Here is a 23,878-nt window from a genome sequence, read left to right on the forward strand (position 1 = left end):
CCCCCTTATTAAGGGTATATCCCCCCGCCTATCGGCACCCCCCTTATTAAGGGTATATCCCCCCGCCTATCGGCACCCCCCTTATTAAGGGTATATCCCCCCGCCTATCGGCACTCCCCTTATTAAGGGTATATCCCCCCGCCTATCGGCACCCCCCTTATTAAGGGGGGCAGGGGGGATTAAAGGCAAACTCCATTTTTTTAACAGCTTATAGCCTGTATTGTTCTAGTTGGGCGTTGGAGGTTTCAGCTATCAGCTTCTTAAGGCAATAGGCAAGGGACTCCAAGAAAGAATCTGGCAATTCCCTTACCTAAAAAGAAGGTCAGTACGTCAAGGCTTTTAGCTTAACAAATTAGGTTTAAGATTGGGACCAGTTATCAGATGTGAGTTTTTAGTTCACCGCTTACTGATTACTGTTCACTGACTAAAATCCTATCCCCAAAATAACCAAGAGCGCAGATTTTCCAAGAGAATATTTCCCTGTCACCTTCCGCTAACTATCAATTTTTGGTTGTTATGCCAGAAAGCTTTTAAGCAATCTGGGAAGAATATCTATTGGACTCGTGTTCCAGTAGTGCAGGAACCGCCGCCTGCTGCCGCTGTCGCTCCAGTAGTAGGGCTAGTTGACTCGCAAATAATTGAACTGAAAACACCTTCACTAGTTTGACCTACAGAAGAAGAGTAGTCGCGAATATCGCTGGTGTAGGTGCTGATAGCGGAAGCATCAGTTATAGCAGAGGTGGCACTAACGCCGGTAGAGTCGGGGTAGGTGTAGTATGTGGGTTGTATAGATACGGGCAACTGGTTACTAGCAGCTGTGGTGGAGAATGTTCCAAAACTACCAGTCTCTAAGCGGTAAGCCTGTTGGGCGCGGTTAATGGTACCGAGGTTGTTGCGAGCTTCAGCTTGTCTGCCTTTGGCCACCTGACCGAGGAGGTTGGGGAGAGCGATGGCGGCCAGTACACCGATGATGATAACGACCACTAGGAGTTCGATGAGGGTGAAACCCTTGTTACCGTTCTTTTTGTTGAGAGCTTGGATGAGTTTGAATTTGAAAGCGGAGTTCATGGCTGTGTGCTTGATGGATGTTTTTTGTTCTATATGAACATTTTACCCATCTGTTTCAGAAAACCTATCACCCTTGCAAAGAGTTTTTACCTTGCTGAATCAACGTACACTTTTACTAACTATGAGATGCCAACTGGACATCCTATCCAAAAGTTGGTTTGGGTCTAGGTTTTGAGTGCTATATTAGGGATCAAGAGTGCGAAACGTTTAGGCATGAAATAGGGCTGAAATGCCTGAAATAACCGCCTAGTAAGGTCTTCAGTCCCCTGACTGAATCCAACAGGTCAACCTTGACCCTGACCAACCTTATAACTGTTTATATGTCCCGACGTTTAGTATCACACGATACCAAATCAGGCAAGGGGACTCAAGGTCAATACACTTGTAATAAACCTTTACAAGGTGAGAGTAACGGCGATAGCCACCCCCAGATTCAGAAATCACAACTCTGGGACTGAAGCGGGGAACGGAAGGCTCCGAGGTGTAACCTAACACCAGAATCGAGACCACTGCCAACCATCCATGATTAGGTGTGAACCGAATGTCCGACCTGAACCATCGTAACCAATAAGCAGTGAAATAGGTTTATACACTGCGTTCAAAAGAATAAGGGGAAAAGTAAGGACTTTTTTGTTTCACTCACACAGACCTTTTAAAGTACCCCGGTGGAGAGGACAAATCTATAGATGGAATGCCCATATAAACGGAACGTAATAAACCCTTTAAGGCTCTGGTATCGGTCGAAACACCCAGTAGTGATAAGTGTAAGCGCAAACCTTAAAGGGTGTGAGATGTAACCAAAAGCCAACGCTTGACGGTAATAGTCAAGATATGCTAACGGGTTACGGTTTGATTGTAAGGATAGAGTCTAGTAGGAGTCTATATGACGAAATCGAGAGAAGGTGAAGGATTCGGAAAACCGAAAACCACTAAGACTACGAATGTATGGAAAGCTATCAACTGGGGTAAAATCCAAAGATATGTTTTCAAGCTCCAAAAGAGAATATACCAAGCGGCTAAATCGGGACAGGATGCAAAGGTTAGAAGGTTGCAACGTCTATTGGTGAAATCGTACTATGCTCGTCTATTAGCAGTTCGCAAAGTAACCCAAGACAATCAAGGAAAGAAAACAGCAGGAGTCGATGGAGTGATAGCAATATCCCCTGAACAAAGGCTAAAACTAACCGAAGAAATCAAGGGAACAATTAAATCAAAACCGCTAAGAAGGGTATGGATTCCTAAACCCGGTAGGGACGAAAAACGCCCATTAGGAATACCAACCATCAAAGACAGAGCTAGCCAAGCGTTGATTAAATCGGCACTTGAACCAGAATGGGAGTCAAAAATGGAAAGAACCAGCTATGGTTTCCGACCGGGAAGGTCAGCCCATGATGCAATATCGAGGATATACCTTAGCATCAATAAAAGTAACTACTTTGTATTAGATGCCGATATTGCCAAGTGTTTTGACCGAATTAATCACAACTTTTTACTGTCAAAAATTCATGGTCCAAGTTCCCTGAAAAAAGACATTAAACAATGGCTTAAAGCAGGAGTATTGGATAACGGCGTATTTGAAAAAACAGAAACAGGGACACCCCAAGGAGGGGTAATAAGTCCACTACTTGCCAACATCGCACTGGATGGAATGATGAGATTAATTGAAACTTTATTTCCCAAAAAGAGATATATTCAAGCCGTCTCAATAAGATACGCCGATGATTTTGTAGTAATATCCCCATCACTCGAAATCATTGAACAGTGCAAAACTGCTATTTCCGAATGGTTAAAACCTATTGGATTAGAACTCAAAACAGAAAAAACCAGAGTGTGTCATACACTTAACCCCATCGAGTACAATGGGAAAACGGAGGAACCCGGCTTTGATTTTCTAGGATTCAATATCAGGCAATACCCAACAGGAAAATACAAATCTGGGAAAACAGGAGGGAGAGGAAGCCAATTAATTGGTCACAAAACCCACATTAAACCCAGTCAAAAAGCAGTTAAAGCCCACACAGAAGCGATTAAAGGTGTAATCAAAAAACACAAAACAGCACCCCAAACAGCCCTGATTAGTCAACTAAACTCAATCATTAGAGGTTGGGCTAACTACTACTCAGGAGTAGTATCTATGGATACCTTCAATAAACTAGACTACACAATCTGGTTAATGTTAAGGGCATGGACAGTATCAAGATGCGGTAAAGCGGATTACGAAAAGCTGAGAAACTACTTTAGACCGGGTACAGTTAAACTCAGCAACGGAAAAGAAAGACAAGAATCTTGGTTATTCCAAGCCAAAGGCGGTCTTTATTTATGGAAACATAACTGGACACCAATCGTCAGACACACCCTAGTACGCCCCGACGCTTCACCATACGACGGAAATTGGACTTACTGGGCGACCAGACGAGGACAAGCAATCGACACACCGACAAGAGTAGCCAAACTACTTAAGAAGCAACAAGGCAAGTGTAGCCGATGTGGGCAGTACTTCACCCCATCGGATTTAATTGAAGTTGACCACATTCATCCTCTCAGCTTAGGCGGGAAGGATGAATATAAAAACCTTCAACTACTACACCGCCACTGTCACGATAATAAATCGGCATCTGATGGAAGCCTAAATCCATCTGGTTTGACAATTACAGAAGTCAAACTAGATAATACAAGGTTAACCAAAGGAAGTCAAGCTGTATCCTTAACAAGGGAACAGTCAAACTAGGAGCCGTGTGAGGTGAAAGTCTCATGCACGGTTCTGAATGGGAGGGGAGGTCGGTGACGACCTTCTCGACCCCTAATAATGCTGTCGTGAAACGAAGGGGTTTTAAACCCAAATTTTCGATAATCAGATAGCCATTATCTCAAAAACTAAGCTAAGACGCATTTAAACCGCTTATTTTTAAATTAGCCGAACCTCCCCCAATCCCTTTACTGTTGCCTTTTGCCTCTTGCATGAGTGCCTCGTCTCAACAAGCAATTTAAATTACGAACAGCTTATCACCATGATGATCGATCCGCAACAACTCATCGAACTGGCTCTCAAATCAGGAGCGGTGGCAGCCGAAGTTTATCAATCTTCCTCCCTTTCCCATCCTGTTTTTTTTGAGGCTAATCGTCTCAAACAGCTAGAAAGTTCCGAATCCGTGGGAACTGCCTTAAGATTATGGCGCGAGGGTTGTCCGGGGTTAGCGGTGGGTTATGGTGATGTACAACCAGAAATTTTAGTAGAAACGGCGTTAAATTTATCCTATCTCAATGCCCCGGAAGAAATCGAATTTTCGGCACCACGACGGGCAGTTTATGACCCGATTGGTCAGGATGTGGCGGTAGAATCTTTAATCGCGATGGGTAATCAAATGATTGGCCATATTCGCCAAGTTTATCCTGAGGTTATTTGTAGTGGTGAATGGGAATGTGAACGGGAAATCACCCGTTTGGTTAATTCCCAGGGTTTATATTGTCAATATACCGATACAGCTTTGAGTTATTATCTGGGGATTGAATGGGTACGGGGGGAGGATTTTCTCGCGGTTTATGATGGGGAATATACCCGCAGTACACCCCATCCCGAAACGGTAATTAAACAGTTATTGCAGCGACTACAATGGGCAGCCAATAATGTGGATAGTCCCACGGGAAAATTACCAATTTTATTGACCTCTAATGCAGTTACCCTCTTATGGGGTACGGTGGAGATGGCTTTAAATGGTAAACAGATATTAGAAAAGTCTTCGCCCTGGAGTGATAAAATCGGTCAATTGGTGATGTCAGAAAAGTTAACTTTATCCCAACAACCGGACCAAGAACCCTATAGTTGTCCCTTTGATGATGAGGGAACTCCTACCAAATTTTTATCTTTAATTGAGGGAGGTAGAGTTAAGGAATTCTATAGCGATCTTACCACGGCCAGATTGTTAAAAACTACTCCGACGGGAAACGGTTTTCGTCCCGGTTTAGGGGTTTATCCCATGCCGGATTTAGTTAATTTAATCGTGGCACCGGGAGAGGGAACTTTAGAGGATTTAATCTCGCAAATAGATGAGGGCCTAGTTATCGACCAAATTTTAGGTCATGGGGCCGATATTTCGGGCGATTTTTCTGTCAATATCGATCTGGGTTATCGCATAGAAAAGGGCAAAATCACCGGACGAGTTAAAGATACAATGGTAACGGGAAATGTTTATACCGCTTTGCAGAATTTAATCGCTTTGGGGTCCGATAATCAATGGAATGGCTCCTGTTATACTCCCTCGCTAATTGTTGATAGTTTATCGGTGGTGGGTTAAATCAGTTATCAGTTATCAGTTATCAGTTCACTGTTTACTGAGATTAACTCAGCCTACTTTTTGGGGTTAATTCTTTGGGGCTTTATTTGACCTGAAAAGAGGGAGTTCGCAGGCAGGCACGGATTCCCATTCTATAAGAAATTATCTGTCAAGTCGTGGGGTTTTGTCAAGCCTTTGAGGAAAAAAAATTTAAGCGACACTCAAGGGGAGAAAATTGTCAGCAGAGATATTATTTAATTCCCCCTGTGAGTCGGTATTTTTTAGCCTGGCATTAACGCTTTAGTTGTCGAGGCACCAAGGCGATTTAATTGCCGATTAATTTGCCATCCGACGAGGGTTAAACCCAACCACTGACCGAAGATTGCCAAAGCAAAAGAGGGAAGTGTAGCGTATTTAGTAGCGGCAATGGGAAGAAAAGTAAACAACCATAAAAGCGGAGATTGACTGGGATTAACCCGCAAGACAGCGAAACAGAGGAAAGGGAAAATAATCAAAATGCCGATGCTAGTGGCTGCCAGCAAAGCGCGTTTATTCGTGCTGGCTAACATCAATAATTGGGCGATAGCGGCATAGACTAAAATCATGTTCATTGCCAAGAGAAACCCGGCTGCAGTGGCTAGTTTATATTGATGGAGAGGGGCGATAAAAATAGCGGGAAGGATGAATAAAATGGCAATGGCGAGGTTAACAGCCATGGCTAGGGTAGAAGGACTTTTTTCGCCAAAGATTAAAGCTTTCCCTAGACTAATGCCTGTTTTTCCTTGCAGATGACGATAGCGCGCCCAATCTTGGAGAGTTTGACGGGGGGGAGTGAGGGCAAAAAGGATTAACAAGCCAAAAATCGCCACAAAAACGCTAAGAATGACAAAATTATCGAAAAGATAGCTCGGTTCCAGCGTTTGGAAAACAAAACCTAGGCTAATAGCACTAAAACAGCCCATCATCCAATAACTTTGGGGTTTACTAACAAGAGTAGCGAGGGGATTATGGAAGCGACGCTGGATAATTCTGGTTAAACCGTAGGCACAGAGGGCGAAATTGAGCAAAATTAAGCTAATACCCATTATAACCGATTGCCAGAGAGATTGACCGTACCAACGCAGATCGAAGATTTGTGAGATTCCTAGATAGCGTACCGCATCGGGGGGGAGAAAGGTAGATTTAACTAGATAGGGAAGGAAAAAACTAGGATTAAAGAGAATTAACCAATCAAAGGGGGTACGGAAACCGCCATAGCCCGATAAAGTAATAATACTGCTATAAAACACAAAGATTAAGACTGCAGCACTGCCTAACCAGGGTTGAAATCCCCCTAACCATGGCGTGGCTAAAGCGAAACTAAGGGCAGCATGATAGAAAAAGGCACAACTAGCGATCAGAACCGCGTAGAAGGCTAAAATTAACGACAAGGGAATACCTGCTAATAAACCCGCCCCCAAGTGAAAGGGTAAAGCGAGAAGACAGACGAGATAGAGGAGAATGGGAACCCCGAAAATTTTGCCGATAAAAATCGTTTTGGCGGGTTGGGGACTCAGACGGATAAAATTAAGTGTACCCCGGCGCTCTTCCCCAGAAAGATCCGCAATTAATTGATAGGTTCCCACCACTAAAAGAGCGAAAATGCCGGTAATGCTCAGAAAAGTGAAGATATCTAACCACCATAACCGGGAGATAATCATCCATTGACCATTTAGGTCTTGGATACAGTATTTAAGCCCACTATAGGGATCATAATCGTTGTTATGGGGGGGATTAGCGGTACAGTAACGATTAAATCCCGCCCCTACTGGCAAGAGATTTTGATAGTATAAATAAACTAATAATTGACCAACTAAGGAGATGACCGAGGCGATCGAGATATTTTTCGGGGTTAATCTTCCTTGCCATTCTCGCATAATTTGCGGGTTGGTTTCCGTAAGGCGATCGATTATTGTCGTTATCATATTTCTTTCCTCTCTACAGCCGTTATTAGGAGCTAATCCTAGATTAACTCAGTAACTTCTCGATCGGTTCGGGGAGAAAGAACTCGATCGAGATGCAGCTAAAATCTGGGTTCGGGAATCAAAAAGGGAAAAGTGCCGGACCCAGGAGCTTCTGTTTTACACTAGAATTTGGCCGCCTGAATCTAGATCTATGCCCACTCTGACCCTCAATTTTCCCCTAACTGCCGTTGTCGGCCAAGAAGCGATTAAATTAGCCCTACTCTTAGCCGCCGTGGATCCCGCCCTAGGGGGTGTGGTAATTGCCGGTCGTCGGGGAACCGCCAAATCAGTCATGGCGCGAGCGATACATTCCTTACTGCCACCGATCGAAATTATTGCAGGTAATGTCTTTAATTGTGATCCCAATAATCCCGACGAATGGGACGATCGCACTAAAGAAGAATATAGCAGTGGAGAGGTCGCCACGGAAGTTATCCGGGCCCCTTTCGTGCAGATTCCCCTAGGAGTCACCGAGGATCGTTTATTGGGTTCCGTCGATGTGGAAGAATCGGTGAAACAGGGGGAACCGGTCTTTCAACCCGGTTTATTAGCCAGCGCTCATCGGGGAATTCTCTACGTCGATGAAATTAATCTACTCGATGACCAAATTGCTAACCAATTACTAACGGTTTTAAGCGAAGGACGTAACCAAATCGAACGGGAAGGCATCAGTTTTCAACATCCCTGTAAACCGATCCTGATCGCTACTTATAACCCAGAAGAAGGGGATTTACGAACCCATTTATTAGATAGAATTGCCATTGCGCTTTCCGCCGATGGTGTCCTCAGTTTAGACCAACGAGTCACCGCCGTCAATCAGGCGATCGAGTATGCTGTGTCTCCCACCGCTTTTATCGCCCAATATGCCCAAGAAATCGATGATCTAAAAACCGAAATTATCCTAGCGAGGGAATGGTTAAAAGAGGTAAAAATTAAACCCGAACAAATTAGTTATCTAGTGGAGGAAGCGGTGCGAGGTAAGGTAGAAGGTCATCGCGCCGAGATTTTTGCCGTGAGAGTAGCCAAGGCGGCCGCCGCTTTAGAAGGTCGGGATTTAGTCAGTGCCGATGACTTAAAAAGAGCCGTCGAATTAGTTATTGTACCTCGATCGCTGATTACGCCGCCACCTCCAGAACAGGAACAACAGCCACCGCCACCACCGCCACCACCGGAACCGCCCCAAGACGAAAACCAGCAGGAACAGGAAGAAAAAGAGGAGGAGAAAGAGGAGGAAAAAGAACCGGAACAGCCGGATAATCTGCCGGAAGAATTTGTTTTCGACCCGGAAGGGGTTTTACTGGATCCCAGTGTGCTGTATTTTGCCCAGATGGCCCAGCGTCAGGGGAAATCGGGGGCGCGTAACCTGATTTTCTCGGAAGACAGGGGACGTTATATTAAGCCGATGTTACCCCGGGGCAAGGTGAAAAGAGTCGCCGTCGATGCCACTCTCCGGGCGGCCGCCCCCTATCAAAAAGCCCGTCGCTTAAGGAATCCCGAACGTCATGTGATTATAGAAGAAGGGGATCTGCGCTCAAAACGGCTGGCCCGCAAGGCCGGTTCTTTAATTGTCTTTGTCGTTGATGCCTCCGGTTCCATGGCCCTGAATCGGATGCAGTCGGCCAAAGGTGCGGTTATGCGTCTGTTAACGGAAGCTTACGAAAATCGCGACCAGATTGCCCTGATTCCTTTCCGGGGTGAGCGAGCAGATGTACTATTACCGCCGACCAAATCGATTACCCTAGCGAAAAAACGTCTAGAAACCCTGCCCTGTGGCGGCGGTTCCCCTTTGGCCCACGGTTTAACCCAAGCGGTTCATGTGGGGATGAATGCCCGTTTATCGGGGGATATCGGTCAAGTGGTGATTGTGGCGATTACCGACGGGAGAAGTAATATTCCTTTGGCGAAATCTCTCGGCGAACCGATTCCAGAGGGGGAAAAACCCGATATTAAGGCAGAACTGCTCGATATTGCCGCTAAAATTCGCTCTTTAGGCATTAAACTGCTGGTTATCGATACGGAGAAAAAATTCGTCTCCACTGGTTTTGCCAAAGAATTAGCCCTAAAAGCCGGGGGTAAATATTATCATCTACCCCGGGCCACGGAACAAGCGATCGCATCTATGGCCCGGGGGGCAATTGCAGGACTGTAGCTAGGGTTTACCAAAAAAGGGTTTCCCGGGGGCAGGGTGTGGGGTGTAAGGTGTGGGGGAGAGGCGGCTTTTTTGAGTTCTTCTGTCTCGGAGTCTCCTCACCTAAGGTCAGATTTTTGATTTTTGCAGGAGAGCTAATATTGAGATGTACTCCTAAAAATTAGTTAGGGCTTGCTGAATAATGAGAGTTCTTGCATAACTAATTTTTGAGGGTTTAAAAACGGCAAAAATAAGGATTAAATTGCCTAAAATTCCTAAATAAAGTATTTAATTGATTAAGGCTCATTCTTAATTCTCCTGACTACTGACTACTGGCTACTGACTCCTAACCCTAACAACGATTTTTGATTTTTACAAGAGGTCTATGGTAAAACCCTTTTAAAATAAGGCTTTTGACCTGTTAAAGTCCGATGTTCATGCTGCGAAAATCGGATTGGGACCCCCAAAAACCTTGCATTATTCTTTTTATAGTACAAGCTTGGTACAACAAGAGAGGGCAACAAAGCCTGAAACTCCCGACTCCTGACTCCTGACTCCTGACTCCTAACCCCACCAACAAACTTTTTCAGCAAACCCTAGTTATTGACTCGAATTTTGCTGATTTTCTGTTTTTTTTCGGTCCAGTGTGACAGCATCTAGAAAAACTTAACAATAATCAGCAATAAGCGAGAGATATACTACAAACAAACATGAGCAAGTTTTAATTAAGATAACTATGAGCTTTCGATTTGGCAAAATCTTGATAGCAGGGGTATTAGCGACACTTTTGCTAGTAACTTCCTGTGCTAAAGCTCCCTCGCAATTTGACCAAGCGCAACAAGAAAGCACCGCTCGTGGGGCGGCGGCAGTGGTGAAAGAATCCACCTCTGGCGGCAGTTTTAATCAGTTTTTTCCACCTTCTGGGGGAGGATACGAGCGCGTCTATACCCAAGAGAAAAAAGGCTTTGCCGAGGCAAAACTGAAGCAAGAGGGCAAAGTTGTGGCTATGTTAGCCATATCTGACATTAGCAATAATCCCGCCGCGGCCAATAAATTCCAAGACAGTCAAACCACGATTAAAGGTTTTCCCTCTGTGAAACAGGGTGCAACCGCCACCGCCGTTTTAGTCAATAATCGCTATCAAGTCAAGGTTTTATCGCGGGAGCCGGATTTTACCGCCAGCGATCGCCAAGCTTGGTTAGCTAAGTTCGATTTAGATGGTTTAGCAAAGTTAAAGTAAGGAGACATCCGTGAGTAAGCCAATTTTTCAACTGGTGGACGAATTACCGACTAATAATCTCACCGTCAAAGTTCTCAAAACCCTTGATTATGTGGTGCCGGGAGAGTGGGATAACTTAGTCGGGTTTAAAAATACGATTATCAAAGTCACCGGCGAAACCGACGAAAGCATGATCCAACAGATTGGCGATCGAGCCGTTTGGTTGTTTAATGATAAATCCCAGGGCTATCAACGGGCGCTCTGGCTCTATCAAACCATCGACAGCGCCGATAATGCCTTAGCTACCGCCTCTCTGGCCAATGCCATCGGTGGTAAAATTCCCCTCATGGGCGGTTTAATCGAAAAATTAACCCCTGCCCCCGAAAAAGCGCAAACCATCGATCTAACCTTGAAATTAGTGACCGAATTAGTCGCTTTTTGTCAAATTAATGGCATTCCGGGGGATAGTATCGGGGATTTCGTCGCTTCTCTGGGAGATTATAGCGGCGAATCCCTGATGCGGATGGCGGCGTTAGTTTGTTTGGATGGTTTAATTCCCCTAGGGGGCAGTTTTATCCGCAAAGTGGAATCGAGCCTGAGCATTCTCCACCCAGAAGAATTAGAATCTAACTCTACTTTCGCCAGTATTAAAGAATTGATTCCGGGGGGAAATACTGCCAGAAAATTAGACTTTATCGGTCAAAGTTTCGACTCGACTAAAGGTTGGATGAGTGGTTTTGTTAGAGATCGCAGTTTGAGCCAGCAGGGATTATTGAGCAAAATTCAGGGATTTATCGACTTTTCTGCCGATAAATTGGTATATGTTGGGGCATTCCTCGATATGACGACTAATTACTATGAACATACCGGCATTCAAACCTTGGCTCGTCGTTTAATCGAAAGAGCCGTGGCGGAAATTTAACTGCAAGACTCTGAAACAAGCGAAGAAAAAGCCCTAGAAAAATGGGAGGAGTTGACTGAAGCTGGTGAGATACTATCTCACCAGAAATGCTCCTCTTTTCCCCTCAGGATGTAGGTGCTTACTTCAGCTATCAAAAAGCAGCAAGTGAAATGCCCGCACAAAATGGAGCGATCAAACAACCCCGATAAATTTTCCTGTCCCCAACCTGATATGATCGGGATTGCCCGGCTTACGATTAAGACCAATGCAAAATTTTCCTATCTCCAAATCTCAATGATTTAGGGCTTTTTTTCTTGGGAATTTGTCGTTAAGGACAGCAGCACCAGCTTATTTTTGATCTTTAGCCCCGCATATCTAACCGCTCATGTCTATGGAAGAAGCCTTGAAACTCCTAAAAGAATATGGATGTATTCAACTAAAAATTGCCCCATCTTCTGCAGAAGAAGAAGCTCTAAGACAGGCAATTTTATTAGTTAACCAAGGTTCGGAATCAATTAATTTAGGTATCTGTGCCGATAACAATGAAGAGGGATTTAAAGCCCTAAAAAGTTATCTACAAGCCCTAGGATACCCCCTCCCTAATAGTCTCCCAGAAGACCACCCAGAACAGGGAGCGGTGTATATTAAATATAATACTCAAAGACAAGCTTCCTATCTCGATTCCTATACGGGAACCTATCGCGGTGTCTTGGTTTCTTGTCAATCAGAAAATGATCAATTAGTCGGTACTTATGGTCACTTTCCCCTCGATTTATTCTCTTAAGAGCCATAGTTTTGGGGTTATTGAAGCGATTAACAATCATCGGCACCCCCCTGATCAAGGGGGGATTAAGGGGGGATATATTGAAACCACTTACTTAACCAGCAAAAAGCTCCCCACTCCTGTCCACTGAATTCTCTTTCCTGAATCTTTTTAACTTTTTACCTGAAAAAAATATGTATTTGTTAATTCCAGCAGCGGGAATGGGTAAACGGATGGGCAGCGATCGCAATAAGTTACTGCTCAGCCTGCACGGAAAACCGCTCCTCGCTTGGACTTTGCTGGCTGCCATGCAATCCAGGGCAATTATCTGGATTGGCATCATGGCACAACCGGAAGACTTTGAGGAGATCCGAGCAATTATCACCCCTATAAATGCCCTTAAACCCGTGCAAATCATTCAAGGAGGCGAAACCAGACAAAAATCGGTTTATAATGGCTTACAAGCCCTACCAGAGGGGGCTGAGACGGTTTTAATTCACGATGGGGCGCGCTGTTTAGCCACCCCCGAATTATTCGATCGCTGTGCCGCCGCTTTAGCCACTTGTCAGGGTTTCATTGCGGCGGTTCCGGTGAAAGATACGATTAAAATTGTCGATAGCGAGGGCTGGATTGAGGATACACCGGATCGCTCGCGGTTGTGGGCAGCCCAAACGCCCCAGGGTTTTCAGGTAAAATTATTAAAAGAATGTCATGAACAGGGACGAAAATTAGATTGGGAAGTCACCGACGATGCCGCCTTATTAGAAAAATGTGGTTTTCCCGTCAAAATTGTCGTCGGTGAAGAAACTAACTTAAAAATTACTACTCCGGGGGATCTGGCAATTGCCGAATATATTTTAAGTCAACGTTTGCCATAAAAGTTTACAGTAATTGTATTAGACTAGGTAGCGGTCAACTCTAGGCGGTCTCCGATGATTTTTCCCTTTATATCAGTAATCATTCCCATCTACAATAGTGAAGATGATCTTCCCGATTTGCTCAAATGTTTGCAAAGTCAAACCTATCCCCGAGAGCAAGTGGAGTATCTTCTCGTAAATAACAATAGCAGCGATCAAACCGGGTCTATTTTAGAACAGGCAGTGATTGAGACTAAAGGGTCAGGATTTCCGTTAGTTGTTCTTACAGAAAATCAGATTCAAAGTTCCTACGCGGCTCGTAATTTAGGCATAAAAAATGCCCGTTATGATCTGTTAGTTTTTACCGATGCCGATTGTCGTCCTTCCTATCAATGGTTAGAAGAAATAGTTAAACCCTTTAGTGATGCTGATATCGGTATCGTTGCGGGGGAAATATTCGCCTTAACTGGTAACTCAATCCTAGAAAAATATGCTGAACGTCGAGAGATTCTCTCGCAAAAATTTCTCTTAGAACACCCTTTTTCTCCCTACGGTCAAACAGCTAATCTAGCAATTAGAAAAGCCGCTTTTGAGAAAGTTGGTCTATTTCGTCCCTATTTAAGCACGGGTGGCGATGCCGATATCTGCTGGCGAATTTTACGAGAAACTCAATGGCAATTAGCCTATGCACCCACCGCCGTTATTTCCCATCGTCATCGTTCGACTATCAAGAGTTTTCGCAGTCAATTTCAACGCTACGGCCGTTCAAATCGCTATCTGCATGAACTACATGGTTGTGATTTACAAAGGAATTTTACCAGTTCCGAATTAATTTCTCGTCTCGGTCGTTGGTTATTAAAAGAGCTACCAAAAAATACCCTCAAGTTACTGTTTGGTAAAGCTGATATAGTAGATTTATTGGCTACTCCCCTCGATTTAATTGGGTTTCAGTCCCGCAGTCAAGGACAGGCCACGGCTAAATTACCCGAAAAAGCTAAAGAAATCGAATGGCTTTAATTTAGTTATCAGTTATCAGTTATCAGTAAACAGTTATCAGTTCACCGATTACTGTTTACTGATTAAGGTTTCCTCTATGGTTTCTCCCTGAGTGAAACATCCTGGAATATCCTTAATTTCTGATACATATCCACCGTCATCATCAGGATAAATTGTTATGGGATATTTTAACCCCAAATAAAACTCTAATGATTCAAGCTTAGTTTTATTACTTTTACTCATATTTTTACCTCTTTAAAGTTAGCAAATAGGATCAATATATTTTGAATAAACACTCAGAAAATATCAAGAAGGGAATCAGCTTTAAACCTTGTCCGTCAACTATCCATTCCCCTATTCTGGCGCTCCCCGCTTCAAAGTGAGGGACAAAATGAGGTAAGGTAAAAAAGCTGTGCCTATAACCGAGACTATGAGCGTTGAATGGCAATCCGTCAAAACCTACGAGGATATTCTTTACCATAAATGGGGGGGAATCGCCAAAATTACCATCAATCGCCCCCATAAGCGTAATGCCTTCCGTCCGAAGACAGTTTTTGAGCTTTACGACGCTTTCTGTGATGCTCGCGAGGATGCCCGCATTGGGGTAGTATTGCTCACGGGTGCAGGTCCCCACAGGGACGGCAAATATGCTTTTTGTTCCGGCGGCGATCAGACGGTGCGGGGTCAGGCGGGTTATATTGGCGATGATGGCGTACCCCGGCTCAATGTGCTGGATTTACAGAAATTAATTCGCTCCATCCCCAAGGTAGTTATCGCGCTGGTGGCGGGTTATGCGGTCGGGGGTGGTCATGTTTTACACTTGGTTTGTGATTTAACCTTAGCAGCGGATAACGCCATTTTTGGCCAGACCGGTCCGAAAGTGGGCAGTTTTGACGGCGGTTTTGGCTCTAGTTATCTAGCCCGGGTGGTGGGTCAAAAAAAAGCTCGCGAGATTTGGTTTCTCTGTCGGCAGTATAACGCCCAACAAGCTCTAGCAATGGGTTTGGTTAACCATGTCGTCCCGGTGGCGGAATTAGAGCAGGAAGGGATTAAATGGTCCTTAGAAATTCTCGAAAAAAGTCCCTTGGCGATTCGCTGCCTGAAATCGGCTTTTAATGCTGATTGTGATGGTCAAGCGGGTTTACAGGAGTTAGCAGGCAATGCCACTTTACTCTACTATATGACCGCCGAAGGAGCCGAAGGTAAACAGGCTTTTCTAGAAAAACGTCCCCCCGATTTTAGTCAATATCCTTGGCTACCCTAATCGGTGAGCAGTGAGCAGTAAACAGTAATCAGTGGGAAGTGGGAAGTGGGGATATGGGAAGAAAAAAAGCCGATGGCTGATAGCTAAAAGGCTGGCTGCCCCTTCAGATTCAGGCTCGCAAGCTATCTTCTCGCTGAAATCGCTATTAAAATTTCAATGCCATAGATCTTATCAATAGAATGGTATTCAATCAAAAATATTAAACTTACTAAAAATTGCTTGACAGATTGAATAAAAACTTATAATCTGGTGTCACATCGACTTACAACAACTTCATATCAGCATGAAAAAACTCTCTGCACTAGGTCTTGCATTGGGTGTTAGCTTGGCATTGGTTAATAGTGCCAAAGCAGATGCCGCTACTGTCAGTTATCAAACTGAGTTTTCTCGCTTTTTGCCTTCTACTTTTAATCCAGGCGATACTTTTAATTTGAGTTTCAGAATTCATGATCCTAACAGACCAAGACCAATTCATATCGTCAGGATCATCTATCATATTATAACTCCTCTATTCCCTAATATATTCATTCCATTGTTCTTTGAACAATTGTCATCGGGATCGTCTTCTAATTTTACAACTCCCCCCGGTTCAACCTCTCCAGATGGTGCCGATCTGACCTTAGCTGGTCTCGATGCTTTTGCTATAACCAATAGCTTTGTACCCTTTGATTTCGGAATTACTCGCTCAGATATATTAGCCGCCAATTTATCCTTTGAATTGGAAACCGATGGTTTAGTTGCAGGGGATGGGATTGTTGCTTCTCTTAATTTAAACGGAACAAGTATAGGTTCACAAGCATTTGAACCTATACCAGAGCCTAGCACAGTGTTGGCAATTTTAACTCTTGGTGGTGCCATGGCCACATTCAAGAAAAAATCTCAGCCTTTAGGGATTAAAGATTCCCAAGATAATGCCGCCTAAGACCATTTTTGACAAGTAATGCCAGAGATGGTTAATTGCCCTCACCTTCTCTCCCGTTCTGGGAGAGGGAGAGGGAGAGGGCGACGAATAAAGAAAAATGCTATTAATACTCCCTACTCCCACTGATCACTGATCAGCTATGCTAGTTTAGAGAGAGTAGTTAGGTTCGGTAGCAGCATTGGTTTCAAACAGAAGTGGTTTTTCCCTGATGGCCTTGACTGGGTTGTGTCCGATTTCCTTCTCAAAATGGCCATGATCTTGGGAGACAATCCATGACGATTTACGTTGGTAATCTGGTTTATGAAGTCACGAAAGAGGACTTGCAGGGTGTATTCGCTGAATACGGCACGGTTAGTCGCGTTTACTTGCCTGTAGATCGGGAAACTGGTAAAATGCGCGGTTTTGGTTTTGTGGAAATGTCCTCCGATGAGGAAGAAGCAAAAGCGATCGAAACTCTTGACGGGGCCGAATGGATGGGACGACAGATGAAAGTCAACAAAGCTCGTCCCAGAGAAGATAATTTTGGTGGTGGTGGCGGCGGTGAGCGGAAAAACTTCGGGCGCCGCGAACGTTAAAGAGATTCTTGGAAAATTCCAGAAGCGGTTATTTCTGATAACCGCTTTCTTATCGATAATTAATAAATCTGCGTTTCTTTTCTAACATCCTAATACCCATTTTAAATGGGTAACAGCTATGAATGATGAATCCATTGCCCCGATTTCGTCCTTGATCGAGGATGAACCGCTCCACCGCACATCGGAGCTGCCGATCTGGTTCGATAATTTCGCTAATCTGGCACAGGCCTACGAGGGAAGGCTCAACGAGTCCGATCCCGTAATAGAGCATTAGAGTTTCTCCACCCGATCACCCCCCCCCGGAGCGATTATCATCGTCGATGACTACGGTTTCTTTTCTTCGGGACCAAAGACGGCTGTAGATGAATTTATTCACGATAAAAATGATCGGGAAAAGGTCTATGAGTACATGATTCCAGATACTCGATACGGACATTTCATCCTTTTGACAAAAAAAGGCTAACAGACGCAAAGATATCCGTTCTTCTCTACCCGTAAATTGCCTCTGAATATCCAGTTTGTCGGGGGTAAATACAGAACCAAATCCTCGTTAAATCTCTTTAAAACTGCTCATTTGTCTGGCTGGACAGCTAAAATGAGAAAGTTTTAAGAAAGATAGATTTTGAGAATGTTATCAGGGAAAATCAAGATTTGATTCGCACCCACTCCTGTCCACCTTATTTGTTCTGATTTTCCCATCATCATCCAACCGCTGCCATAAACTTTGACAAAAAATGAAGATAGCAATCATCACAGCAACTCCCCAAAATGTCAAGCTTGGAAGTGGTACCTTCGTCACCAATATCCAACTGAATGACGAGTTGCGCTCCCAGGGTCATCTGGTTGATGTCTTCTCGCCAACCAAAGCATCGGGGCCGTTAGGCTATATGGCGCATCGCTTTCTTTGGAATTGGCGACTCGATCCCCGTCGCTTTGACCACTATGATGTGGTGGTGGGTTACGATATGGATGGTTACGCCATCAGCGATCGCCTGAAAGTCCCTTTTATCGTTTATATTCACGGTATTATTGCCGATGAAGCTACCTTTGAGCGGGGTTGGGTGCGAACTTCCTTAGAATTGATGGCAAAAGCCGAGAAAGTGAGCGTCCATCGCGCTGATATGGTCATCTCTACCAGTGAGTATTCCCGTACTAGACTCAAGCAACTTTATCAGTACGATGGCAATATCGAAATTGTTCATCCTCTAATTGATCTTAAAGGGTGGGATGCAGCGGTCGCCTCAGTCAAGTATGAGGAAAGAAACCTCGAGCAGAGGAGGCCGACGGTATTTTGTGTCGGTGTCCAGTATCCCCGCAAAAATGTTGTCACTTTGATCCGCGCCGCCGCAATTCTCCGCCGTCAAATACCTGATCTAGAGGTAAGAATTGCCAGCAAAGGTCCTGAATGGAATAATTTACGCCGTCTGGCACAAGAACTCAATTTAGGGCAAAATGTTACTTTTCTCGGCTATCTTTCCTATCAAGAACTGATCCAAGAATATCTTGATTGTCAAGTTTTTTGTTTACCTAGTCTGCAAGAAGGATTTGGCATAGTTTTTGCTGAAGCTATGGCCAGTTATAAACCGATTGTCGCTAGTCGTTCCTCCTCGACACCGGAGTTGATTGAAGATGGTGTACAAGGTCTATTAGCCAATCCCTTAGATGCCGAAGATTTAGCCAGTAAATTAGCGGAAGTGCTTCTCAATCCAGAAAAAGCTCGTTCCTTAGGGAAGGCAGGTAGAGCGAAAGTTTCAGAATTTGATGCACCGATTATTGCCCAACGCTTCAGTCAGTTATTAACCAATTTTCTGGAAAAATAGATTAACTTTGACAATAAAAATTTAACCCCTAACGCACAGCGTATAAATGGAAAATATCCACGAATGTCGAAGGTAGCAAGTCTCTTTTTTCTAGTTGAATTTTGAAGCCATTATCTGCCAGCATTTGGCTTATTTGTTTTAAGCGCCCCTTTTTATCGTGAATTTCAGCCACTATTTGCTTAATTTTTGGCCAGTCTTTAGCTTCGATGCTTTCAAATACTTCGTATTCTTCTCCTTCCACATCAATTTTCAATAAATCGATGGAGTCAATACCGAGTTCATTAATTACCGAGGATAGAGTTCTTACTTCACAGGCTACTTGTTCTTTTTCTTGGAAAAACTCTTCAAACAAATTTTCTATTTTTGGGTAATTCTGATCCACTTGAATATCTTCTAATTCAGCCAGGGTATCCTCTGGCTTTGTGGTTGAATTAGCAGACATATTCGGATAAAAAGTAAAGATTTTTGCTGGGTTATTTTCTGAACTTAATCCACAGTTAAATAAAACAACATCCTCTAAAGAATGCAAATGAATATTTTTTTGCAACACATCAAAAGTTGGCTTGATTGGCTCAAAGGCGAAAACTTTTGCTGTTGGTTCAACTCCCTTGACAAAAATAGAGAATAGACCGATATTGGCTCCAACATCAAAGATCACATCGCCTTCTTTGATGACGATATCATGCCCTTCATATTGCCTTTCAGTAAATATTTCCGAAAAAATGTATTCTGTTTCCTCTTTGCTACTACTGTAGTAACATTCCAATCCATTAGAAAAAGTAATTTTTTTGGCAATCACCGTCGATGTATAGTTGTAATCTTGGACAAAATTATATTAACACCATGAATCGCTCCCCGTCAAGAATGAGGTGACAAGCCTCCCTTTCTGGGGGATAGCTAAAAGCTTTGATGTGCCTAGTTTCTAATTTTTAACCTTCTTTTTAGGTAGGAGAATTGTCAGATTCTGTCTTTTGCCTCTTGCCTTCAAAAGCTGATAACTGATAACTGAAATGACGGACTTAAGCCACCTTTTTCCGTGACTCAAGGATGGGGTGAATAATTGTCCAGGCTAGGACGATAATTAAAGCCAAGATACCAAAACGAGCCATAGAACTAACTAACTGGTGCAAGGGGAACAAACGGCCTAAAAAGAAAGATAATGTCACCATAATCGTCGCCCACACCGTCGCTCCACCGAGATTACAGAGGAAAAAGCGACCGTAGGGCATTCGGGCAATTCCCGCCATGGGACCGGCAAAGATTCTTAACAAAGCCACGAAACGACCGAAAAAGACCGCCCGGGGTGCATTTTTACTAAATTGATCCTTGGCTAATTCTAGTTTTTGAGGCGGAATCCGAAAGAATTTGCCAACTTTTAACAAAAACGGCCAACCTCCAGCGCGACCGAGCCAATAGCCAAAATTATCGCCTAAAACTGCTCCTGTAATTGCGCTGACTAAAACTAACCAATAGTTTAAATCACCGCTACCGGCAAGGAAGCCGCCGACAATGGTGATGGTTTCTCCCGGGATGGGAATCCCCATATTTTCCAGGGTGATGCCGATAAATACTGCCCAGTATCCGTATTGGTGGGCGATTTCTTCAATATTTTCTAGGGATAATAGCTCTAGGGACATGGAGCGCTTTCTTAACAAAGGTTTACGAATATTCTAAGATATTTTTACAGTATTTAACCGTGGCTGAACATGACTTTTCCCAGTATTGATTTATTAGCAATTCGTCAGGGTGAGATAAAAGATTTGGCGGGCATGAACTTGTCAGGGGCTGATTTAGCGGGTGCAGACCTAGCTGGGGCGAATTTACGGGCAAATTTGCGCGGTGCTGACCTGACGGGGGCAAATTTAAGGGGAGCAGATTTTCGTAATGCCGATTTACGCGGGGCAATTCTCCTCGATGCGATCGTGACTGGGGCAAGTTTGGCCGGTGCTTTTTTAGCCGGGGCGGTTTTTAATCATCTAGATCTGTCCGGGGCGGATTTTCGCGGTGTCGATGGCCGGGGAGTGAGTTTTGTCGGGGCGATTTTAACCCACGCGGATTTTACTAGCGCTAATCTGTCCGGGGCAGATCTATCGGCCACCGATTTAGAGGAAGCAATTTTTTTCGGGGCGATTTTACGCGGAACAAATTTTACTGATGCCAATCTTCTTTGTGCTAGTTTAGCCTCGGCAGTAACCACGGGGGCAATTTTCGATCGAGCTTGTTTAGAGGGGACAGGATTAACCTAAATGGCTGATAAGACCTCTTGTAAAAATCAAAAATTGTTGTTAGGGTTGGGAGTCAATAGCCAGTAGTCAGGAGTCAGGAGAATTAAGAATGAACAATAATCAGTTAAATGGTCTATTTATAGACTTTATGCCATTTAATCCTCATTTATGCCGTTTTTGAACTCTGAAAAAATTAATTATGCAAGAGGTTTATAAAAGAAGATGAGTTTCTAATCAGTTGCTGTCACCTGCTCTAGATTGAAAAATCTTGACCATTTCCCTGTTTATCGGCCTCCATAGCTCCAGCTATTCTGAACCATTTAACCCCTTTGCTGCCCTGGGTCTTTTTCTTGGCTAAATTTATCAAGTTTTTGCCATCCTCCACCAGAAAATTTAATTTAATTGTCGGGGTAATCAGTCCGGCTATTGAATAATTTTACCCGACCAATTAAGCAATTAACCTACTTCCTTCAGGGAACCTAGAAGAAAAGATTATGCACAAAAATGATAGGATCGATCGATACCTAGCTGCCGTTAATCCCCATCGATGAGATCTTTACGCCAACTTTACCGCTATTTAAGTTTATTTTGCCTCTGTCTTCTTCTGATCGTGGGCTGTCAGTCCACTAATTCCAATTTACCCCAGGGGAATAGCGATCGCCTAATAATTGGGACAACCCTAAAACCACGCTCGATCGATCCTGCTGATAGTTATGAGTTAGCGGGACTTTTTATTATTTATAATCTCGGTGAAACTCTCTACACCTACGCCGAAGGAACCACTAATTTAAAGCCTCTCCTTGCCACGGAATTGCCCCAAATTAGCCCCGATGGTTTGACTTATACTATCCCAGTACGTCGAGGAGTTATCTTTCATGATGGCACGGTTTTTAACGCAGAGGCGATGAAGTTTTCCCTAGAAAGATTTATCAAAAATGGTGGTGAACCTTCCTTTCTTCTCCAGGATACAATTGATAAAATTACCGCCAGCAAAGAAGACGAAATTACTATTAAATTAACCAGACCTTTTGCCGCTTTTCCTGCTCTTTTAGCTTATCCCGGAGCCTGTGCGGTTTCACCCAAATTTTATCAAATTGGCGAGGGTAAATTTAAACCCGAAGAATTTATCGGCACAGGACATTATCGCTTAAAGGCAGTTACTAGCGATTCTTTTAGTTTAGAACCCTTCGATCGCTATTGGGGAGAACCAGCCAAAAATAAGGGAGTTAATGTGCAAATTTATCTCTCGAATCCTGCCAATTTATTTAACGGTTTTCAGACGGGTGCGGTGGATATTGCCTATCAATCTTTACTCCCTCCTCAAGTGAGAAAATTACGCACAGAAGCAGCCCAGGGAAAATGGCAAGCGATCGAATCTTCTGGGGCAGCAATTAACTTTATGAGCGTCAATCTCAAAAGTGAACCCACCGATAATATTTTAGTGCGACAAGCAATTGCTTCTCTAGTTGATCGAGATTTACTTAATGATCGCATTTTACAAGGTCAAGGCATCCCTCTTTTTAGTCTGATTCCTACTACTTTTTCCGAGTCACAACCGGTGTTTAAAGAGCGCTATGGCAATCATAACATAGAGCAAGCCAAACAATTACTAAAAACCGCCGGTTATAGTCCAGAAAACCCTGCAATTGTAGAAGTTTGGCACTCCTCGGGATCGATCACTTCCAGCAGCGTGGCGGCAGTGATGAAAGCTCTAGCGAAAAGGGATTTAGATAATATGATTCAATTTGAACCCAATAGTATCCTAGGAGCGGCCTTTTTCCGTAATATTAGCCGGGGACTTTATACCACTGCTCTATCTAATTGGTATCCCGATTTTTTGGATGCAGATAACTATATTTATCCCTTTTTAGATTGTGCTAAAGGTTCCCCAGAAACTGGCTGCCAAGAGGGAGGATCACAAAGTCAAGGATCATTTTTTTATAGTCAAGAAATGAATCAATTAATCGCCCAATCCCGTCAGGAAAGTAACCCAGCCAAAAGAAAGCAAATCTTTGGCAAAATTCAAGAAATTCTCGCCGATGAAGTTCCCTATATTCCCCTTTGGCAAACCAAAGAATATGCTTTTGCTCGCCATGGCATCACGGGAGTTATCATCAATCCCAGTCAAACTTTTCCCTTCTGGACAATCGCCAAAAAATCCCGATAATTAATTATGAGTTAGCCGTCAGCTTTTGCTCCCCGGCTCGCCCTGCTGCTGGGGGGGTTTTATCTGTTAAAATTTCTTGTCGTCGTGAGGTGAAAACAAGCTGTTCTGGCCTTGCCTCCTGTCTTACAATGGTTAAATATAGGTTGTGTAGATAAATCGCCATGAAACATACATTATCCGTATTAGTTGAAGATGAAGCGGGAGTTTTAACCCGTATTGCTGGATTATTCGCCCGTCGCGGCTTTAATATTGAAAGTCTAGCCGTCGGTCCTGCCGAACAGATGGGAGTTTCTCGGATTACGATGGTAGTACCGGGGGACGAGAACAGCATCGAACAGTTAACCAAACAACTTTACAAATTAATTAACGTCCTCAAGGTGCAGGATATCACCCAAACCCCTTGTGTGGAAAGGGAATTAATGCTGATTAAAGTTAATGCTACCGCCGAGCGCCGGGCCGAAGTAATCGAATTAGCGCAGGTATTCCGGGCCCGGATTGTGGATATTTCTGAGGAAACCCTGACCATCGAAGTGGTGGGGGATCCGGGTAAAATGGTGGCGATTATGCAAATGCTGAATAAATTTGGCATTCGCGAGGTGGCGCGTACCGGTAAAATTGCTCTGATTCGCGAGTCGGGAGTCAATACGGAATACCTGAAAGCTTTAGAGGCTAAAATGTCAATTTAGGGATATTGGGTGT

Annotated in this window: 20 protein-coding genes; 15 read left to right on the plus strand and 5 right to left on the minus strand. The window is 43.9% G+C overall.

The features are described from left to right. Positions 1-552: 552 nt before the first annotated feature. A complete protein-coding gene (locus N0824_RS03500) occupies positions 553-1,068 on the minus strand; it encodes a type IV pilin protein (RefSeq protein WP_108935724.1) in 516 nt (171 codons plus the stop codon). 883 nt (positions 1,069-1,951) lie between these two features. Between N0824_RS03500 and ltrA the strand changes: the two genes are divergently transcribed. Further along, complete coding sequence (ltrA, locus tag N0824_RS03510; RefSeq protein WP_108935726.1) at positions 1,952-3,796, plus strand: group II intron reverse transcriptase/maturase; 1,845 nt, start codon at positions 1,952-1,954, stop codon at positions 3,794-3,796. A gap of 280 nt (positions 3,797-4,076) precedes the next feature. Beyond that, positions 4,077-5,360 (plus strand): TldD/PmbA family protein, encoded by a 1,284-nt coding sequence (locus N0824_RS03520; RefSeq protein ID WP_108935728.1) that lies wholly within the window; start codon positions 4,077-4,079, stop codon positions 5,358-5,360. Between the two features lie 260 nt (positions 5,361-5,620). On the opposite strand, the gene N0824_RS03525 is transcribed toward N0824_RS03520, so the two are convergent. Beyond that, on the minus strand, positions 5,621-7,303 hold the full coding sequence (locus N0824_RS03525) for a hypothetical protein (protein WP_108935729.1): 1,683 nt from the start codon (positions 7,301-7,303) through the stop codon (positions 5,621-5,623). A gap of 190 nt (positions 7,304-7,493) precedes the next feature. On the opposite strand from N0824_RS03525, the gene bchD reads away from it, so the two are divergent. The 6 genes from bchD to N0824_RS03560 all read left to right on the plus strand — a co-directional run bounded on the left by bchD (position 7,494) and on the right by N0824_RS03560 (position 14,227). Further along, entirely contained in the window at positions 7,494-9,491 is a 1,998-nt protein-coding gene (bchD, locus tag N0824_RS03530; protein ID WP_108935730.1) for a magnesium chelatase ATPase subunit D, read from the plus strand. Positions 9,492-10,206: 715 nt separating this feature from the next. Next, the gene (locus tag N0824_RS03535; protein WP_108935731.1) at positions 10,207-10,710 is read left to right on the plus strand and encodes a hypothetical protein; all 504 of its coding nucleotides are present in this window, start codon (positions 10,207-10,209) and stop codon (positions 10,708-10,710) included. A 10-nt stretch (positions 10,711-10,720) separates the two neighbouring features. Further along, the gene (locus N0824_RS03540) at positions 10,721-11,611 is read left to right on the plus strand and encodes a hypothetical protein (protein ID WP_108935732.1); all 891 of its coding nucleotides are present in this window, start codon (positions 10,721-10,723) and stop codon (positions 11,609-11,611) included. A 364-nt stretch (positions 11,612-11,975) separates the two neighbouring features. Then, positions 11,976-12,374, plus strand: coding sequence for a DUF1824 family protein (locus N0824_RS03550; protein WP_108935733.1), 399 nt, complete (start codon positions 11,976-11,978; stop codon positions 12,372-12,374). A gap of 173 nt (positions 12,375-12,547) precedes the next feature. Further along, positions 12,548-13,231: a 2-C-methyl-D-erythritol 4-phosphate cytidylyltransferase gene (ispD, locus tag N0824_RS03555; protein WP_108935734.1), complete on the plus strand. Its 684-nt coding sequence runs from the start codon at positions 12,548-12,550 to the stop codon at positions 13,229-13,231. A 54-nt stretch (positions 13,232-13,285) separates the two neighbouring features. Beyond that, positions 13,286-14,227 carry a glycosyltransferase family 2 protein gene (locus N0824_RS03560; protein ID WP_108935735.1) on the plus strand — a complete coding sequence of 314 codons (942 nt, stop codon included), beginning with the start codon at positions 13,286-13,288 and terminating at the stop codon, positions 14,225-14,227. A gap of 48 nt (positions 14,228-14,275) precedes the next feature. Here N0824_RS03560 and N0824_RS03565 read toward each other — a convergent pair whose 3' ends face one another. Next, positions 14,276-14,449, minus strand: coding sequence for a type II toxin-antitoxin system HicB family antitoxin (locus N0824_RS03565; RefSeq protein WP_108935736.1), 174 nt, complete (start codon positions 14,447-14,449; stop codon positions 14,276-14,278). A gap of 187 nt (positions 14,450-14,636) precedes the next feature. Between N0824_RS03565 and menB the strand changes: the two genes are divergently transcribed. The 4 genes from menB to N0824_RS03590 all read left to right on the plus strand — a co-directional run bounded on the left by menB (position 14,637) and on the right by N0824_RS03590 (position 18,787). After that, positions 14,637-15,470, plus strand: coding sequence for a 1,4-dihydroxy-2-naphthoyl-CoA synthase (menB, locus tag N0824_RS03570; protein ID WP_108935737.1), 834 nt, complete (start codon positions 14,637-14,639; stop codon positions 15,468-15,470). Positions 15,471-15,753: 283 nt separating this feature from the next. Then, on the plus strand, positions 15,754-16,392 hold the full coding sequence (locus N0824_RS03575; protein WP_108935738.1) for a PEP-CTERM sorting domain-containing protein: 639 nt from the start codon (positions 15,754-15,756) through the stop codon (positions 16,390-16,392). Between the two features lie 272 nt (positions 16,393-16,664). After that, positions 16,665-16,967, plus strand: coding sequence for an RNA-binding protein (locus N0824_RS03580; protein WP_108935739.1), 303 nt, complete (start codon positions 16,665-16,667; stop codon positions 16,965-16,967). 734 nt (positions 16,968-17,701) lie between these two features. Beyond that, positions 17,702-18,787, plus strand: a complete 1,086-nt coding sequence (locus N0824_RS03590; protein WP_108935740.1) for a glycosyltransferase family 4 protein — start codon at positions 17,702-17,704, stop codon at positions 18,785-18,787. Between the two features lie 28 nt (positions 18,788-18,815). Here the strand turns inward: N0824_RS03590 and N0824_RS03595 are convergent, their stop codons facing one another. Together N0824_RS03595 and N0824_RS03600 are read right to left on the minus strand one after the other, a co-directional pair. Continuing rightward, positions 18,816-19,586: an FkbM family methyltransferase gene (locus N0824_RS03595; RefSeq protein WP_108935741.1), complete on the minus strand. Its 771-nt coding sequence runs from the start codon at positions 19,584-19,586 to the stop codon at positions 18,816-18,818. A 220-nt stretch (positions 19,587-19,806) separates the two neighbouring features. Then, positions 19,807-20,424: a DedA family protein gene (locus tag N0824_RS03600; RefSeq protein ID WP_004161440.1), complete on the minus strand. Its 618-nt coding sequence runs from the start codon at positions 20,422-20,424 to the stop codon at positions 19,807-19,809. 69 nt (positions 20,425-20,493) lie between these two features. Between N0824_RS03600 and N0824_RS03605 the strand changes: the two genes are divergently transcribed. The 3 genes from N0824_RS03605 (at position 20,494) to ilvN (ending at position 23,865) form a co-directional block, all read left to right on the plus strand. Next, positions 20,494-21,033: a pentapeptide repeat-containing protein gene (locus tag N0824_RS03605; protein ID WP_108935742.1), complete on the plus strand. Its 540-nt coding sequence runs from the start codon at positions 20,494-20,496 to the stop codon at positions 21,031-21,033. Positions 21,034-21,559: 526 nt separating this feature from the next. Next, positions 21,560-23,179: an ABC transporter substrate-binding protein gene (locus N0824_RS03610; protein ID WP_108935743.1), complete on the plus strand. Its 1,620-nt coding sequence runs from the start codon at positions 21,560-21,562 to the stop codon at positions 23,177-23,179. A 161-nt stretch (positions 23,180-23,340) separates the two neighbouring features. Next, positions 23,341-23,865 carry an acetolactate synthase small subunit gene (ilvN, locus tag N0824_RS03615; RefSeq protein WP_046661561.1) on the plus strand — a complete coding sequence of 175 codons (525 nt, stop codon included), beginning with the start codon at positions 23,341-23,343 and terminating at the stop codon, positions 23,863-23,865. Positions 23,866-23,878 lie beyond the last annotated feature (13 nt).

The organism is Microcystis sp. 0824 (assembly GCF_003112475.1).
GTDB classification, from domain to species: Bacteria; Cyanobacteriota; Cyanobacteriia; order Cyanobacteriales; family Microcystaceae; genus Microcystis; species Microcystis aeruginosa_C.